Source organism: Mesorhizobium sp. M4A.F.Ca.ET.050.02.1.1 (genome assembly GCF_003997725.1).
GTDB lineage: Bacteria > Pseudomonadota > Alphaproteobacteria > Rhizobiales > Rhizobiaceae > Mesorhizobium.
The window spans coordinates 19122-34847 of sequence record NZ_RZSG01000008.1 but is presented as its reverse complement, the minus strand read 5'-3'; the positions used below and the strand labels follow the sequence as shown (position 1 = coordinate 34847).

Below are 15726 nucleotides of genomic sequence, written 5' to 3'. Positions count from 1 at the left end.
GCCGCAGAGTTGCCGGTCTGGCTGCACAGATACAATTGGCACCGTCCCCACGGGAGCCTAAAGTCCAAAACACCTATCAGTCGCCTCGCTCTAACCGAGGACAACCTGTTGAGGCTCCACAGCTAGCGATCCCACCAGTTGAGTTGCTCCAAGTCGGTGTCTAGCTTTCTACATTCTGTGTCCGACGCTGGACAAGAATGTTGCAATCCCGACCAGCAAGTCAGCGCAGGCGCCACCTGTTGCCCAGCAAACGGCAAGGATTATCGAAAGACGAATTCGGCACGGAGCTTGCACCAACGATTGCATGCAAATGCCGACAGCATCTCATGAACGGTCTCTCGATTCTGGCGCGGTTAAATCGCGGCCGGTTCCAGATCATGTCCCGCCCGAAATGGTGAGGGACTTCAGCCTGTTTACGTCGCCCGGCATGTTGCCGACCGCTAACGGGGATCCGCATGCAGCGGTTGCTTGCGTTCATGCCGGGCCTCCGATCTTTTATTCAACCAGCAACACGCGCGACGGTCGGGGTACCTGGGTCATCACTCGCGCGAGCGACCAGCGCCGGGTGCTGCAGGACACCGAAACGTTTTCCAGCCATCGCAGCATCTTCGCCTCTGTGCTCGGCGAGAGCTGGCCGATGATCCCGCTTGAGCTCGATCCGCCATTCCACGGTGTTTTTCGCTCACTGCTCAATCCGCTGCTTTCGCCAAAGCGGGTAATGGCATTGGAGCCGGCTGTCCGGGAACGAGCGATCAAGCTGATCGACAGGATCGCCGCATCAGGCACGAGCTGCGACATCATGAAGGATTTTGCAGTTCCGTTCGCGGTCAATATCTTCCTTCGCTTTATTGGGCTTTCGGACAACGGACTAGAAACATTTGTCGGCTGGGCTAGAGATCTGCTCCACGGCGATAAGGAGCAACGACCACCCGCAGCCCGGACGATCGTGGCCTTCATCGACGAACTTGCCACCGAGCGCCGCAAGGAGCCGGTCGATGATTTCATGACCTTCATCGTGAAGGCAAAGGTCGAGGGTCGTCTGCTCAGTGACGAAGAAGTCCGTGGCATCGGCGTGCTTGTGTTCGTCGCGGGACTCGACACGGTCTCAGCAGCCATATGCTTCGACTTGGCCCATCTCGCGCGCAACCCCAAAGATCAGGAATTGCTACGAAGCGAACCGGACCGGATTGCCGTCGCTGCGGAAGAATTGCTGCGCGCCTATTCGACCATTCAGATGATCCGAGTGGCAACGAAGGATGTCGACTTCAAAGGCGCGCCGATCCGCAAGGGAGACTATGTTTCCTGTGCCACGATGATTGCCAATCGTGACCCGGCGGAATTCGAATGCCCGAATGAGATCGATCTGGCGCGCGAGGACAACCGGCACGCTGCCTTTGGCTATGGTCCCCATCGTTGTCTTGGCTCACACCTTGCCCGGCGGGAGATTGTCATTGGCCTGGAGGAGTGGCTGGCGCGCATCCCAGCCTTTCGGATCAAGACAGGGACTGAACCTATCACCTTCGGCGGCCATGTGTTCGGGATCGAGAATCTGATCCTGGACTGGTCCTGAAGTTTCAGCCAACGACATTGGAGTTCGCTATGCGTGTCGTCGTACATAAAGCCAGATGCCAGGGTCATGCGCGCTGCTGGGCGCGGGCGCCGAGAGTCTTCAAGCTTGATGACGCCGGCTACATCTTGCCCGGTGATATTGATGTTGCCGATGGGGAGCAACTGCTTGCCTCAAAAGGGGTACGAGCCTGCCCCGAACAAGCTCTGGAAGTTGACGAGCCCCCCGCTAACTCAGTTGTAGAGAGAGACACACGCAAAGTGCAGACTGGCATCGGGAAGGATAAAACAATCATACAATTCGCGACAGACCCTGTCGACCACGCGAAAATTACCGAACTGCGTGACCGAGAGGCGATCCGCAACTGCCTGTATCGGTACTGCCGCGGGATAGACCGCGCCGATGAGGCGGCGCTGCGTAGCGCATACTGGCCCGAAGCGTATGACAGGCACGGTCCCTATTGCGGACCGGCAGAGGACTTCATCCAATTTGCTCTCGGTCTGCCGGGGCACCGTAACATCCATCAAATCACGAACAGCCTGATCGACTTCATCAGTTCAGCAGAGGCCGCGGTCGAGAGCTATTTCACCGCGCTGCAACGCGGACCGGATACAGACCAAGAAATACGTCAGACGCTGCTTTGCGGCCGTTACTGCGATCTGTTTCAGAAGAGGCAGGACGAGTGGCGAATTGCGGAACGGACAGTCGTCTACGATTGGGTTGAGGAGCAAATCCCGCCAGCGATTCTTGAGGCAGATAGGTTCGGCCGGCGACAGCCGATTGGAGCACAACATCCAGACGATCCCATCTACCAGTTGCTCAAGGGTCACATCCCCACCGACCAAGATGGCGTCGAGGGTCCCCAACTGGGAGCTGCATAAGTGGGTAGAAATGGAGGATGAGCGCCCTACGGGAACGACATCTGTGTGGGGCCGCAACTGGCGGTCACTGCAACGATTTGGCTCGGCCCTTCATTCCGCCCAAGGTTGATGGGCTGAGATCACAAGCGGTCATCGTGGAGAAGCTCTCGTGAAACTGGCAGCACGCACCGTAATCATCACAGGCGCTGCGGGCGGGATCGGCCGTGCCCTGGTCGATATCCTTGCCGCGGACGGAGACACTGTAGTTGCGGTGGACCTTCCGGGCAGTGGTGTGGTTGAACTGGCTCGGGATCTCGGGTCGCCGCACGTCGGTCTGGAGTGCGATGTGTCGCGAGAGAAGGACATGCTCTCACTTTTCGGCCAGGTCGAAGCACGGTTCGCGCAAATCGATGTCCTCATCAACAATGCGGCGGTTGGACCCACGATGGATAGGATCATCGACACCGCTGTCGATACCTTCCGACGCGGCGTGACAGTGAACCTTATTGGGCCATTCGTTATGGCCCGGGAAGCGGCGCGGCGCATGAAGCCGGGCGGTGCGATCGTCAATGTGGCTTCGATGGCGGGCGTGGTCGGCAATCCCAGGCGCAACGCCTACGCAGCCTCGAAAGCTGGCGTGATCTCGTTGACAAAGTCCCTTGCATGCGAGTGGGCTATGCGAGGAATCCGCGTCACGGCGGTGGCGCCGGGCTCCGTCCGCACCCCAATGGTCACAGAACTGGCACGCGCTGGCAAAATGGACCTCGCGGCGATACGCCGCCGCGTGCCGATGGGGCGCTTGGCTCGCCCCGACGAGATCGCCAGGGTCGTGCGTTTTCTGAGCAGCACGCAGGCGCGCTACATCACCGGCTCGGTGCTGGCAGTCGACGGAGGCTGGATGTCATTCAACCAGCCGGGGGATGCTCACCCGCCGGTGGATGGTGCGCTCCAAGCCGAGCTCTCCTGTCCGGCCGAATGCACAGATGCGCGAATCGTGCTCGTCACCGGTGGCGCAAAAAGCATTGGCGCGGCCGTCGCTCGCCGCTTTGCCGCGAACGGCGACACCGTCGTGATTGCTGATAAAGATGGCACTGCAGCGGCAGAGCTGGCTACATCGCTCCCCGGCAAGCATCTGGCGAAATCGCTGGACGTGGCCGTCGAGAGCGATGTGGTGTCGATGTTCGAAGAACTGAGGGGACGCTTCGGGTATATCGATGTTCTGGTCAATAGTGCTGATACCGCCGACAGGATTGTGCCTGCGATCGAGCAACTGTCGAAACAGCTCGAACACGTCCTGGATGTCAACCTTACCGGCGCCTTCACCTGCGCGCGCGAAGCGATCAAGGCTATGCGCCCGGGCGGCGTGATCCTCAATCTCGGGTCGATCGACAGCTTTCTGCCGTTCGCGCCGCGCCATGCCTACGGCGCCTCCAAGGCGGGGATGGATATGCTGACCCGTTGCATGGCGGCCGAACTCGGGCCGGTCGGAATTCGGACAGCCACCGTCGCTCCTGGCCACATCCGCACGCCCGCACTTGCTCAGTTGGCCAAAGCCGGCCGCATCGACCTGACAGCAATCGGACGACGCATCCCCATGGGCAGGATGGGACGGCCAGAAGACGTCGCAGATGCATCGTTCTTCCTTGCTTCGTCTGACGCCTCATACATCAACGGCTCGATCCTCTACGTGGACGGCGGCTGGACCTCGTTCGGTGATGCGGGAAACGCCAGCGAACTCTATGACGAATGTTTTGCGGAGGCCGCAGGTTAATTGCCAGGCCTTCGCAGGGCGACCGGCCGAGCATTATGAAGCCTCGGCTCCACGACGCACCTGAGGTGCTTGAGATCCAAGCATGTGCATGCCGAGCACATTCCCGGTCGGCTGACGTGTCTATAACGAGGAGAAATCATGGAATTTGCCACTTTCATTCTGGCCGCCCAGCGTGGCTATCACCAATCCTCAGAAAGCGTCATCCGCAACTCCATCGAACAGGCCGTCGCTTCGGAGCAGGCTGGGTTCAACACCGCGTGGTTTGCTGAGCACCACTTCAACAATTACAGCCTCATACCATCCCCGCTGATGATGGTGGCGCACTGCGCCGGCTTGACAAGCACGATTCGCCTGGGCACTGCCGTCTGCGTGCTGCCGCTTTACCAACCGCAGCGCCTGCTGTCCGAGATCGGCTTCGCCGACATCGTTGCGAACGGCCGTCTCGAGCTCGGCGTAGGCTTGGGATACCAGCAGTTCGAGTTCGAACGGTTCGGCGTGGACATCGATGAGGCGCCGGCCGTCTTTTCGGAATACCTGGACATCATTCTCAAGGGCCTCAACCAAAACGTCTTCGAACACGACGGCCAGTATGAGAAGATCCCCCCAACAGCGATTTCGGTCCGCACAGTCCAGCAGCCGACGCCGCCTATCTGGATCGCTGGCGGAGCCGCACGGATGGCTCGGGCCTACCGCGAGGGGCACAATTTTTTTGTCACAGCCTTCCACGACGGCTTAGAGACTTTGACCACACTGCGTGAATCAGTCGAGAGGGCGGCGGCATCCGAGGAAAAGAACGTCACCGACGTCAAGATATCGCTGCTGCGCTGCTGCTATGCCAGCCACGACGAGTTGGAGATCAACAGCTATCTCGACAATGCCCGCTTCCAGCGCCGGCTTTCTGAAGCCCTGCATCAGCGCCGCCAACAGAGCCACGATGGCTACCTGCTGCAGGAGACACCGACCCAGCAGGATCTGTCCTTCGAGACCATGCGCAAAAATTTGCCGATTGGCAGCGTAAATCGCGTGATTGATCGCCTGCTGGAAGAGATCGATATCTTGAAACCGGACCAGATCGCAGTTCAGACTCAATTGGGCGACTTCGACCAAAAGACGATGCTGCGCCAGATCGAGCTCTGGGGCGACAAGATCATCCCTGCGGTCAACAAGGCGCTTTGTCATGCCGGAAGCTGAAGCCGGCCGTTACGATGATGGCTGCCTATCCAGCGCGCAATGGCGTGGGTCCGAGCTAGGGAGGAGCTTCGATCAGCATGTGCTGCCCTGCGTACATTCACGTTCGCTTGAGGAGGTCCAGGCGGGCGAGGTGTTGGCGACGGAGGGGACAGGCCTTTCGTCTGTCGAATTGCGTGATGTCTTGGCCGCAACTTTCCCGTCTACCTCCAGCAGCGTATTCGCTTTGGAGGAGTTGAGCGAGCCCGAGCCGGAACTGGAAGAGGAGCTGCTACGCCGGCTGCTGCTAGCGCATGCTGCGCCGGCCGACCCGGCGAGCGGCCGCTTGGCCAAGATCATCGCCCGGCGTGCGATGCGCACGGACCATCTTTGGCGGGATCTTGGCCTCTCAAATCGCGCTGAGCTCAGCCGCCTGCTTGCCAGACATTTTCCCGCGCTGGCGGCAGGCAACACAGAAAACATGAAATGGAAAAAGTACTTTTACCGCAAGCTGTGTGAGGCCGAAGGCTTTTCGTCATGCACTGCACCCAGTTGTCGGGAATGCCAGGACTTCGAAAGCTGCTTCGGCCCGGAGGAAGTTGAGAGTCGCCTCTCGCCGACCAGGAATGCCGGTTAGTCACTTCGCTTGATCGCAGCTGCGGACAAACGCTTATCGCGGCGCCGTAGTATGGAGGAAGGGATGTTCATCGCCTCGCGATATTTGGTGACGGTACGGCGAGCGACATTGATGCCGGTCTGCTTGAGCTGAGCAACGATGTCTTCGTCGGAAAGTACCTTGTCGAGCGATTCTTCGGCGATGATTGCCTTGATCCGATGGCGGACAGATTTGGCGGAGTGCGCGTCGCCGCCCTCGCAGGATGCGATTGTCGCTGTGAAAAAATACTTCAGCTCGAACACCCCGCGCGGAGTTAACATGTACCTGTTCGAAGCCACCCGGCTTACCGTCGACTGGTGCATTTTGATCCCGTCAGCGACATTTTTGAGACAGAGAGGCCGCAGATGGGCGACGCCGTGTGTAAAAAAGGCATCCTGCTGGCGCACGATTTCGGTCGCAACCTTAAGGATCGTCTTAGCGCGCTGCTCGAGGCAGCTGATCAGCCAGTTCCCTTTTTCCTGGCAATGGTCGAGAAACGCTTTGCCTTCCGGATTTTGATTGGTCAGCTGCGAGATTTCGGCGACATAGGTGTGGTTGATCAACACTTTGGGCAGCGTGGCCGGATCAAGCTCCACCCGCCATCCACCTTCGGACTTGGGCATTACCCAGACGTCCGGTACGATGGTTTCCGGCGTCCCGGACTGGAACCGGTCTCCAGGCTTGGGATCGAGCGCGCGGATTTCGTTCCTCATGTCGAGGAGATCCTCCTCGTCGACTCCGCAACGCTGCTTCAATCCCTGAAAATCCCCCCGTGCAAGCATCTCGAGATTGGCGACCAAAGCTGCCATAGCCGGGTCGAACCGGTCTTGCTGGCGCAGCTGAATCTCCAGGCATTCGCTGAGAGTTCGCGCAAAAATCCCCGGCGGATCAAATTGCTGCAAGATTCCGATGACCCGTTCCACATCAGCTTGCCGAACGTTTAACCTCCTGGCCAGATCGAAAAGGTTTACCTGAAGATAGCCAGTGTCCTCCAGATGGGCGGCGAGCTGTCCGGCAATCAGCCGCTCCTGGGGGGTGAACGGGGTGAGGGCGACCTGGCGGGCGACATGGTCGTGCAATGTTTCGGTGTGGGCGGTAAACTCCTCGACGGCAGGTCGATCGTTGCCGCTACTGCGTTGCGACTTCCATTGCCCGCGCCCGCCAGACGGCCCGCCAATGGGCGATTCGCCGATTTCGCTTCTGCTTTGACTGCTCCGCTGATCCACCCCTGACAGCGGCGAATCGTCGTCAAACGGGTCAGGCTTCAAAACGGGGTTCCTCTCGAGTGCCTGCTGCACGAGCTGATGGAGTTCAGTATGCGTCAATCGCAGCAAGCGAATAGCTTCAATGGCTTGAGGCGATAAGACCATACGTTGCTTCTGGCGTTGAAGCAGGCTTGCTGAGAGATGCATGTTGAACCGTAATCTGCCGAGGATGCTCTAGTGTGTGCTTGGGTTGTGTGAGACTTGCCACTTCTGGGTCATGCCGCCGCCTTCAGTTTGTCGAGAACGTTTTGCGGGGATGAAACGCCATAGGGGTCCGTCTCGCAGTTGTCACAGAAGCCTTCCTCCTCGAACCACTGCTCCACCACGCCATCGTCGATCAGAGCGGCGTATCGCCAGGAGCGCATGCCAAAGCCCAGATTGTCCTTCGCGACCAGCATGCCCATTTTGCGCGTGAACTCGCCCGACCCGTCTGGGATCAGCTCGATCTTCTGCAGCCCCAAGGACTTTCCCCACGCATTCATGACGAAAGCATCGTTGACCGAGACGCAGTAGATCGCGTCAATTCGCAGTTCCAGAAATTGATCATAGAGTTTTTCGAAATCGGGCAGTTGGAAGGTCGAGCAGGTCGGGGTGAAGGCGCCAGGCAGCGAGAACAGGATGACGCGCTTGCCCCCGAAATAATCGTCGGAGGTCTTGTTCTCCCACCGATAAGGATTTGGCCCCCCGATCGACTCATCGCGAACACGCGTGCGAAAGGTCACGAGAGGAACGTTCTTTCTGTCGGTCATTGATTTGCTCCCAGGCCAAAGTGGTACGGTGCATTTTTCGGTTAAACTGAAGCGGCATCGACTTCGGTCGACAGTTCCGGCAGCCTCGCGCCTTGGCGTGGTTGCCTCGGACCGGTCTTGTGCAAGACCGCCCCCGAGCAGGCACGTTTAAAGGCGACGAGCTTCCGCGGAGACGGGGAATTTCGCTCGCGTGCTTTATCGAGCTTTGAGAGGTAGGCATGGTCTGCAACCGTGATTTTGACTGCGTTCTATCGACCGAGTCGCAAGCGCCATGCCAATTGACCCGATGCCTTGGGTTCACTTCGGTTTTTGCAGCAACTTTCGTGTTGTGCAGTAATGCCGGTCGATATTATTGCTCAAGCAGCACTGGAAATTGGGTGCGACTCCGTTCGGCAAACCCGGCCTTTGTCCGAAGCCGGACACGAATGTCGGAAATAGCCAAACGCCAGGATCTGGGGCGGGTTAAGAAACGTTGCCGTGGGCACCGGCTTCAGCACAATTGCGCCACGCGAGCATGGCTCCCAGCGTCAATGCCGTGCAGCAGCGAGACGAAGTCACTGCAGAATATCAACCTCTGCGAAGTCGTTGAAACCCAGCATGTGCGAGCCGTTCGAGGCGCAGATCAAGGCATGCTCGAGGAAGAGCTCGTGCTCTCGGCAGCAAGTGTTGCGACGTCTGACAAGGATCGTCGCGCTTCAAGGAAAAGAACCTGAATGGTGCACGGCTTGTGAAGGCCGGCGCATGGAAATGGCTGGGCTGATCATCCTCCATGAGGGTTGAATGAAGAGCTGGCCCCTATCTCCCTCAGCTGCAACGGGGGGAGGTAGGGCATGTCCGTCTATCGCGCTGGGTAACATTCCTCGGTGAGGCAATAAGGGGGAGCAATTTCTCATTTCGGCAGACACGACCCAGCTCTCCTTTCATGCGCTGATTCCCCCAAGGGAAATCGCGACTCCAGGCTTCCTATGCAGCGAATCGCGGTGCTGTCCGATGTCCGACAATGTCGGATGCGGATCGTAGCTGGGCTAGATCCGTCACTTTGCCTCGATGGTTTCCCACTGGCCTTATATCTGCTTCGCCCCAAATGCGGCGACATAACCTGTGCGGCATCTGTGAATGGATCGACTTCAATCGAGACCTCGGAGGTCCCGATGCGCGAAGGGAGCTTGCCGATATGACGGCCACCATAGCGAACCACGGTCCGGACGACGAGGGGACTTGGATCGGCGGGCCTGCGGCGCTGGGACACCACCGCCTGGCAATCATCGATATCCAGGGCGGCCGTCAGCCGAGGATGCTCCAGGAGGATGGCCGACCTGACTTGGTGCTCGTCTACACGGGTGAGACTTACAACTACCGCGAGCTGCGTCAACAGCTGGCCGGCCTAGTCCATCGCATGAACACGAGCAGTGACACCGAGGTGGTGCTGCACCGCCCCCGCGAGTGGGGCTCTTCGGCGGGTACACTTTTTTCACGAAATCCGTGAATGTTTCTCGCGACATCATCCCGCAATCGGTGGTGCAGCGGGTGAAGAGCCCGTATCCGGCTATCCAGAATGCCGCCTACGACAAAATACTACGTACGCGGTTCACTGCGATGCTGGACGACCTAGTGCCGGCAGTGGCACCGCTGTTGTCCGTCGACAGGTCCCGCGCTTGCTCGGTGCGACCAACAACCTTAAGCGCTAGGGCGTAACCTGACCCTGCAAGATCTCCTCACCGACTATAAGGTGCGCCTCACGATCTGAGACGATGGGACAGGATGGCTAAGGAGGTGCGCCGTCTTGCATGCCCCGCCACCGAGGCGAACCCTCTTGGCTACGCGCGCCACAGCGACGCTCCATATCGTCAGGCCTGCGTCTCATGCTCAGATGAGCCGGTATTTGGCTCTCTCATCAGCAAACCGAGAGAGCCCATGCCAAGACGGAAGCAAGCAAGACGAACGAGCGTCAGAGATATCCTGCGCCTGACCCATAAACAGGGCAGTCCGGTGGGCCAGGTGGCAGAGCAACTGAGGTTCGGCAAGACTTCGGCTTCCACCTATCTGCGGGCGCTGGAGACGGGCTGTCGTGCAGGCCCTGCATGCGGCTTTGAGGACGATGCGATGTTGAAACACCGTCTGTTGCGCCGAATCGGCCGTCGGCCACACGTTGGGTCGTCATCAGGTTCTCGACAGCTTGCCGGTGTCAAATCCAAACCGTGGTCGGCGATCCCCACCAGGGTGGGAAGGCAGCGCTGATATAGCCGAACGTCGATCAAGTCACGATCAACTATTGCCTCATGTCACATGCCCTGCGGAACTGAAAAACGGAGAAGAACATGTGCGATGCAAAACTGAAGACCGTGCTTTCGCTTTTTTCGCCGGTGGCCAGCAAATTAGATGCTCTCTCGTCCAACGGACCAGCGACGGATGCAAATTGCGTTAAGCTAAATACGAACGAGAACCCGTTTCCGTTGCCGAAGAGCGTAATGCAAAGTGCAATTGCTGCGATCGAACACCAGTATCTTTATCCGGAAGACGACAATCTCAGCTTAAGGGCAGCTGCCTCCGATGCTTACGGATTTTCCAAAGATCAGGTGATTGCCGGCAACGGTTCGTCGGAGCTGCTCGGACTCATCTACAGAGCTTTCCTCGCCCCAGGAGATAGAGTGGCGATGCTGTCGCCCGGATTTTCGTTCAACCGTAAACTTGCCATGTTGCAGGGTGCCGAGTTTCTCGAAATCGCATCGAGCGAAGCTCATCCCCTGCCGATAGAAAAACTGCTGTCCGGCCCCGCAAAAGACGCGAAGTTCATTCTGTTGGCTAATCCGAACAATCCGACCGGAACATTCGTGCCGGTGGCCGAAATCGAACGCCTTGTGGAGCAAGCAGATCGCTTGGTCGTCTTGGATGAGGCCTACGTTGACTTCGCACCCGACAATGCCCTGCGCCTCGTCAATAGACATCCGAATCTTTTGATCTTGAGGACTTTTTCAAAGAGCTATGCTGCTGCTGGCGTGCGAGTCGGCTTCGGTTTCGGTCACCCAGAAATCATTGGCAGGCTGCGCAACATCCAGAATGTCTTCAACATGAACGTGATCGGGCAGGCGGTCGGGAAAAGCATTCTTGCGCATCGCCACGCCTACGAAGAGAACCACAGGCACATCAAGCATGAACGACAGCGAGTGACCCTGGCGCTGTTGCAACTTGGCTTTTCCGTAACACCCTCCCACGCAAACTTTTTGCTGGCCCGTGTGCCGGCGGGACAGGAGGGCTCATGCTGGCAAGCCGCGTTGAAAGAGCAGGCGATCCTCATCGCCAGCTTTCCTGACGTAGATTTGAAGAACTGTATTCGCGTCAGCATTGGCACCACAGAGCAGATGGACAAATTCCTTGCTGCCGCCAAACGCGTCTGTATGAGCTTTAAGAAGAATCGCGGTGTGCACAAGCATTAAGTCAATTCACATTAAGCGCCAAGTAATAGGTGCTGATATGTCGCCAGCTATGATGATTAGCGAATAAATAATAGGTAATTTGGAGAACAATTAATTGAAGAAAATTTCCGCTTCGGGCCTGACCTTCGGCATCTTCGATCATCTGGACGAAAACGGCGATGACATCGCACAACAATATGCAGATCGGCTGAGCCTAGCAGAAGCGTGCGATGGCTATGGCTTTTATGCGTATCATCTCGCCGAGCACCACTGTACGCCGCATGGCAGAGGTCCATCACCGAATTTGTTCTTAGCGAGCGTCGCCCAGCGAACCCGCAGTCTTCGTGTTGGTCCCATGGTAATGCTACTTGCGCTCTATCATCCGCTGCGTGCCTTCGAGGAGATCTGCATGCTTGATCAGTTGAGCGGCGGCAGGCTTGAACTCGGCATAGGGCGCGGCTCTGCTCCCACTGAATTGGGATACTTCGGGGTTGCTGTAGAAGCAGCACCAGAACAGTATGCGGAGGCCAGTGAGATTCTCATCAATGCGATGAAAGGCGGGACGCTTTCTTATCAGGGCCGCCACTTTGAGTTGAAAGATGTTCCGCTGACGTTGAGACCTCACCAATATCCCCATCCGCCGACATGGATCGCCACCAATCGACCCGAGCCGGCTAGCTGGGCCGCTGCGAATGGGGCAAACATCGCCTGCGTCGGACCTTCCACTTCTGTTCGCAGCGTTACCGACGCGTTCCGCGCCGCCCGAATTCACGATGCTGACATTGGCCAGCAAGCGCCATTTCTTGGATTGCTCCGAATGGTGGTGATAGGGCGTTCTGAAACAGATGCGTATTTGCTCGCAGCACCTGCCTATGAACGATGGCTCAATAGCTTCAAATTTCTATACGAACTAAATGCCATTTCCACTCCACCAAACTTGCCTTTGAACTTCGATGCAGCAATTGAAAGTGAATTGTGCGTCGTGGGAACGGCAGATTCTGTCCGAAAAGCTCTCCTTGATCAGCTGGAAGAGGCAGGTGCTAATTATCTTCTGTGTCAACTGGCATTTGGGGATTTGCCGCTGGATGCCTCACTATACACCGCATCGGCCATTCGATCCGAAATCATGGCTCGAGTTGCCGCATCGTGAATCCGTCGTGTGATTGGAGGAGCAGCGGCAGCGCTGCTCCTCATTGCGAAACGGTTGTGGGGGCCGGACTCCTGTCAGGTGTAAACCATTGGAGCACGTCCTATCTGATCCAGGTCATATCCTGCGGCTTTGAAGTAGTTGGCACATTCGGCTGGGGTGAAGAGGTCGACGACCGCGCCGAGGCCTTGCCCCTCTGATCTAATCCGGTTTGAAGTTCGTTCTGGCCCATCCAGAGGATCAGGACATGAAACGCAGCCGCTTCTCTGAAGAGCAGATCATCGGAATTTTGAAGAAACACGAGGCCGGGGTATCGGTTGGCGATCTGTGCCGCAAGCACGGGGTCAGCGACGCCTCGATCTACAATTGGAAGGCCCGCTTCGGCGGGATGGATGTCACCGAGGCTCGGCGACCTGAAGGGCTGGAGGACGAGAACACGCGCCTGAAGCGGCTTCTGGCCGACGCCATGCTCGACAATGCCGCGTTGAAGGACCTTGTGGGAAAGAAATGGTGACGCCCGCCGCCAAGCGGAAAGCTGTCGCTCGCCTGAAGGAAGGCTTCGGGATGAGCAAACGGCGGGCGTGTAAAGCCATCGGCTGTTGCCGCATGACGGTTCGCTACCAGACCAGCAGGCCGGACGACCGGGAGGTTCGCGAGCGGATGAAGGCGATCGCGCAGGAGCGTCGCCGGTTCGGCTACCGGCGTCTTCTCGTGATGCTGAGGCGGGAGGGCCTGGTCGTGAACCACAAGAAGCTGTTCCGGCTCTATCGGGAGGAGAAGCTCGCCGTTCGCCGCCGTGGCGGCCGCAAGCGGGCGATCGGGACCAGGGCGCCAATGCTGGTGCCGCTGAGGCCCGACGAGTGCTGGTCGCTCGACTTCGTATCGGACCAGCTCACCGACGGGCGCCGCTTCCGCATCCTGGCCGTCGTCGACGACTGCACGAGACAGTGCCTGGCACTCATCGTTGATACGTCTCTCTCGGGCATGCGGGTTGCCCGCGAATTGGACCGGCTCATCACTAGCGCGGCCGGCCCAGGATGATCGTCAGCGACAATGGCAGCGAGTTCACCTCGAACGCCATCCTCTCCTGGGCGGATCAGAACCGCGTCGAATGGCATTACATTGCGCCCGGCAAGCCGATGCAGAATGGCTTCATCGAGAGCTTCAACGGCCGACTGCGCGATGAACTGCTCAACGAGACGCTGTTCACCTCGCTGGCTCAGGCGCGCGTAGCCATCGCCCTGTGGCACGCCGACTACAACACCGCGCGGCCGCACTCCCAAATCGCCTGGCAGACCCCGGCCAAGTTCGCCAGCACCTTCAATCCGCGACGGTCGCTCGCGCTGCGCTATGCCAAAGGCTCCGCGCCAGCGCCCGTCGCTTCACCCGCCCAGCAGGGCACAACCCACGCCGGAAACGAACTCAAAACTGCTGGGGCAACGTCAGTCCCATAGAGCCTTGATGGTCGGCCTTTGCTCGCAGCAGCGCCTTAGGTTGGGCGAAGGCGTTCTCAATCGGATTGAAGTCGGGACTGTAGGGCGGCAGGTAGAGCAGGCTCGCCTGCGGCCTCAATCGCGCCGCGCAGGGTTCTCCAGGCGGATGTCGCCAATGTCAAATTTGCTGGCATCCATGTCGCCCTCGCTTTCTGGTTCGAGATCGGAAAATCGCCGAATAATCAGCACATCAACCTGCGCCTGAAGGAGCTCACTGCCACTTTCGGCTGGCGGGGTGTGCCGCCCCACAATTAGAATGTCAATTGTCGTGCCAACCGCACAAGCGAAGGCCAGAAAGCCAACATGTGTTCTGCGGCTTAATTAAGAGTCAGCCGATGTCGGCCGAACATCACCTTGTCTCGAAGTCGACGATCCGACAGCAGATTGCGAAAGTTGGCGCGATGCGAAACAAACTGCTGAAGCGCTCAACTTTTATTGATCACGCGTGTTGGACGCGACGCACTCCCGTTCCAATCGGGCTGAGCGCAAATTCTCCCGGTTCACAAAACTGAGTCGCTGGAGTAGTGGGGGCGCAGAGAAATCTCCGGTCGCAGCCTTACCCGGTCAAAACAAGGATACCAATGATGAAGACTCTCGCCGTCTGCTCTGGCGGATTGGACTCCGTTTCCCTTGCTCACATGGTGGCAGCGGAGCACGAACTCACCGGCCTTCTATCTTTCGACTATGGCCAACGGCACAGGAAGGAATTGGGCTTCGCCGCTCTTTGCGCGCAGCGACTGAAGGTCCCGCACCAGATCATCGACATCGGCGAAATTGGCCGTGGCCTTTCCGGCTCAGCGCTGACTAGCAGTATCGACGTGCCGGACGGCCACTACGCCGAAGACACGATGAAGATTACGGTGGTGCCGAACCGCAATGCCATCATGTTGGCAATCGCCTTCGGTCTCGCCGCCGCCCACAGCGCCGAAGCGGTGGCGGCGGCCGTGCATGGTGGGGACCATTTCATCTATCCCGATTGCCGTCCGGCCTTCATTGAAGCTTTCCAGACAATGCAAGACCGCGCGCTCGACGGCTATGCGCAGATACGCCTCTATGCACCGTATGTGAATCTCGGAAAAGCTGACATTGTTGCGGATGGCGCAAGATACGGCACCCCGTTTGCTGAGACCTGGTCCTGTTACAAGGGCGGCGTGCGTCACTGCGGACGATGCGGGACCTGCGTCGAGCGGCGCGAAGCGTTCCATCTCGCCGGGCACGCTGATCCCACCGACTACGAGGACGCCGATTTCTGGCTTGAGGCGCTGCGCAGGAGGCGCGCGTAATGTTCCACATCACCAAGGAATTCCACTTCTCGGCCTCGCATCAGCTCACCTCCTTGCCTCCCAACCATCAATGCGCGCGCCTGCACGGGCATAACTATGTCGTCGTAGTGGAGCTGTCGGCCAAGGAACTGGACGCCCACGGCTTCGTGCGCGACTATCACGATCTGGCGCCGCTCAAACGCTACATTGACGAGAGCTTCGACCATCGGCACCTCAACGACGTGCTGGGACATGAGAAGGTCACGGCGGAATGCCTGGCCAGACATTTCTATGAATGGTGCAAGGCACGTCTGCCGCAGACCGCGGCCGTGCGCGTTAGCGAAACACCGAAAACTTGGGCGGAATACCGTCCGTGA

The 15726-nt window shown here is 58.5% G+C and carries 13 protein-coding genes and 4 pseudogenes; 13 read left to right on the top strand and 4 right to left on the bottom strand.

What is annotated here, in order from left to right:
• The 7 genes and pseudogenes from EOA33_RS01690 to EOA33_RS01665 all read left to right on the top strand — a co-directional run.
• Positions 1-126: pseudogene (locus EOA33_RS01690) on the top strand (IS481 family transposase); the annotation flags it as partial.
• 265 nt (positions 127-391) lie between these two features.
• Positions 392-1570, top strand: coding sequence for a cytochrome P450 (locus tag EOA33_RS01685; RefSeq protein ID WP_164759124.1), 1179 nt, complete (start codon positions 392-394; stop codon positions 1568-1570).
• Between the two features lie 29 nt (positions 1571-1599).
• A pseudogene (locus tag EOA33_RS40175) lies at positions 1600-1722 on the top strand (ferredoxin); the annotation flags it as partial.
• A 138-nt stretch (positions 1723-1860) separates the two neighbouring features.
• On the top strand, positions 1861-2448 hold the full coding sequence (locus tag EOA33_RS01680) for a nuclear transport factor 2 family protein (RefSeq protein WP_126083656.1): 588 nt from the start codon (positions 1861-1863) through the stop codon (positions 2446-2448).
• 148 nt (positions 2449-2596) lie between these two features.
• Complete coding sequence (locus EOA33_RS01675; RefSeq protein ID WP_063169384.1) at positions 2597-4198, top strand: SDR family oxidoreductase; 1602 nt, start codon at positions 2597-2599, stop codon at positions 4196-4198.
• Between the two features lie 138 nt (positions 4199-4336).
• Entirely contained in the window at positions 4337-5389 is a 1053-nt protein-coding gene (locus EOA33_RS01670; RefSeq protein WP_024505249.1) for an LLM class flavin-dependent oxidoreductase, read from the top strand.
• Entirely contained in the window at positions 5376-6002 is a 627-nt protein-coding gene (locus EOA33_RS01665) for a nitrogen fixation protein NifQ (protein ID WP_029356557.1), read from the top strand. The genes EOA33_RS01670 and EOA33_RS01665 overlap by 14 nt, the downstream gene beginning before the upstream one ends.
• Here EOA33_RS01665 and rpoN read toward each other — a convergent pair.
• Together rpoN and EOA33_RS01655 are read right to left on the bottom strand one after the other, a co-directional pair.
• Entirely contained in the window at positions 5999-7432 is a 1434-nt protein-coding gene (gene rpoN / locus EOA33_RS01660; protein WP_126063822.1) for an RNA polymerase factor sigma-54, read from the bottom strand. The two genes, EOA33_RS01665 and rpoN, sit on opposite strands and share 4 nt — an antisense overlap.
• A 68-nt stretch (positions 7433-7500) precedes the next feature.
• Positions 7501-8034 (bottom strand): peroxiredoxin, encoded by a 534-nt coding sequence (locus tag EOA33_RS01655; RefSeq protein ID WP_029356553.1) that lies wholly within the window; start codon positions 8032-8034, stop codon positions 7501-7503.
• Between the two features lie 1174 nt (positions 8035-9208).
• On the opposite strand from EOA33_RS01655, the gene EOA33_RS01650 reads away from it, so the two are divergent.
• The 4 genes and pseudogenes from EOA33_RS01650 to EOA33_RS01635 all read left to right on the top strand — a co-directional run bounded on the left by EOA33_RS01650 (position 9209) and on the right by EOA33_RS01635 (position 14048).
• Positions 9209-9520 carry a hypothetical protein gene (locus EOA33_RS01650; RefSeq protein ID WP_206437555.1) on the top strand — a complete coding sequence of 104 codons (312 nt, stop codon included), beginning with the start codon at positions 9209-9211 and terminating at the stop codon, positions 9518-9520.
• Between the two features lie 832 nt (positions 9521-10352).
• The gene (gene hisC / locus EOA33_RS01645) at positions 10353-11468 is read left to right on the top strand and encodes a histidinol-phosphate transaminase (RefSeq protein WP_126063823.1); all 1116 of its coding nucleotides are present in this window, start codon (positions 10353-10355) and stop codon (positions 11466-11468) included.
• A 94-nt stretch (positions 11469-11562) separates the two neighbouring features.
• On the top strand, positions 11563-12597 hold the full coding sequence (locus tag EOA33_RS01640; protein ID WP_095484287.1) for an LLM class flavin-dependent oxidoreductase: 1035 nt from the start codon (positions 11563-11565) through the stop codon (positions 12595-12597).
• 244 nt (positions 12598-12841) lie between these two features.
• Positions 12842-14048, top strand: a pseudogene (locus EOA33_RS01635) (IS3 family transposase).
• 13 nt (positions 14049-14061) lie between these two features.
• On the opposite strand, the pseudogene EOA33_RS01630 reads toward EOA33_RS01635, so the two are convergent.
• Positions 14062-14179: pseudogene (locus tag EOA33_RS01630) on the bottom strand (transposase); the annotation flags it as partial.
• Positions 14163-14336 carry a hypothetical protein gene (locus EOA33_RS38820; RefSeq protein WP_167512160.1) on the bottom strand — a complete coding sequence of 58 codons (174 nt, stop codon included), beginning with the start codon at positions 14334-14336 and terminating at the stop codon, positions 14163-14165. The pseudogene EOA33_RS01630 and the gene EOA33_RS38820, both read right to left, overlap by 17 nt.
• 335 nt (positions 14337-14671) lie before the next feature.
• Between EOA33_RS38820 and queC the strand changes: the two genes are divergently transcribed.
• Positions 14672-15370 (top strand): 7-cyano-7-deazaguanine synthase QueC, encoded by a 699-nt coding sequence (gene queC, locus EOA33_RS01625; protein ID WP_063170389.1) that lies wholly within the window; start codon positions 14672-14674, stop codon positions 15368-15370.
• Positions 15370-15726 (top strand): 6-carboxytetrahydropterin synthase QueD, encoded by a 357-nt coding sequence (gene queD / locus EOA33_RS01620; RefSeq protein ID WP_126063824.1) that lies wholly within the window; start codon positions 15370-15372, stop codon positions 15724-15726. The genes queC and queD overlap by 1 nt, the downstream gene beginning before the upstream one ends.

Coding starts and splice junctions, on each gene's coding strand:
- rpoN (WP_126063822.1), bottom strand. CDS start 7,432: ATGCATCTCTCAGCAAGCCTGCTTCAACGCCAGAAGCAACGTATGGTC.
- EOA33_RS01685 (WP_164759124.1), top strand. CDS start 392: ATGGTGAGGGACTTCAGCCTGTTTACGTCGCCCGGCATGTTGCCGACC.
- hisC (WP_126063823.1), top strand. CDS start 10,353: ATGTGCGATGCAAAACTGAAGACCGTGCTTTCGCTTTTTTCGCCGGTG.
- queD (WP_126063824.1), top strand. CDS start 15,370: ATGTTCCACATCACCAAGGAATTCCACTTCTCGGCCTCGCATCAGCTC.
- EOA33_RS01665 (WP_029356557.1), top strand. CDS start 5,376: ATGCCGGAAGCTGAAGCCGGCCGTTACGATGATGGCTGCCTATCCAGC.
- EOA33_RS01655 (WP_029356553.1), bottom strand. CDS start 8,034: ATGACCGACAGAAAGAACGTTCCTCTCGTGACCTTTCGCACGCGTGTT.
- queC (WP_063170389.1), top strand. CDS start 14,672: ATGAAGACTCTCGCCGTCTGCTCTGGCGGATTGGACTCCGTTTCCCTT.
- EOA33_RS01670 (WP_024505249.1), top strand. CDS start 4,337: ATGGAATTTGCCACTTTCATTCTGGCCGCCCAGCGTGGCTATCACCAA.
- EOA33_RS01650 (WP_206437555.1), top strand. CDS start 9,209: ATGACGGCCACCATAGCGAACCACGGTCCGGACGACGAGGGGACTTGG.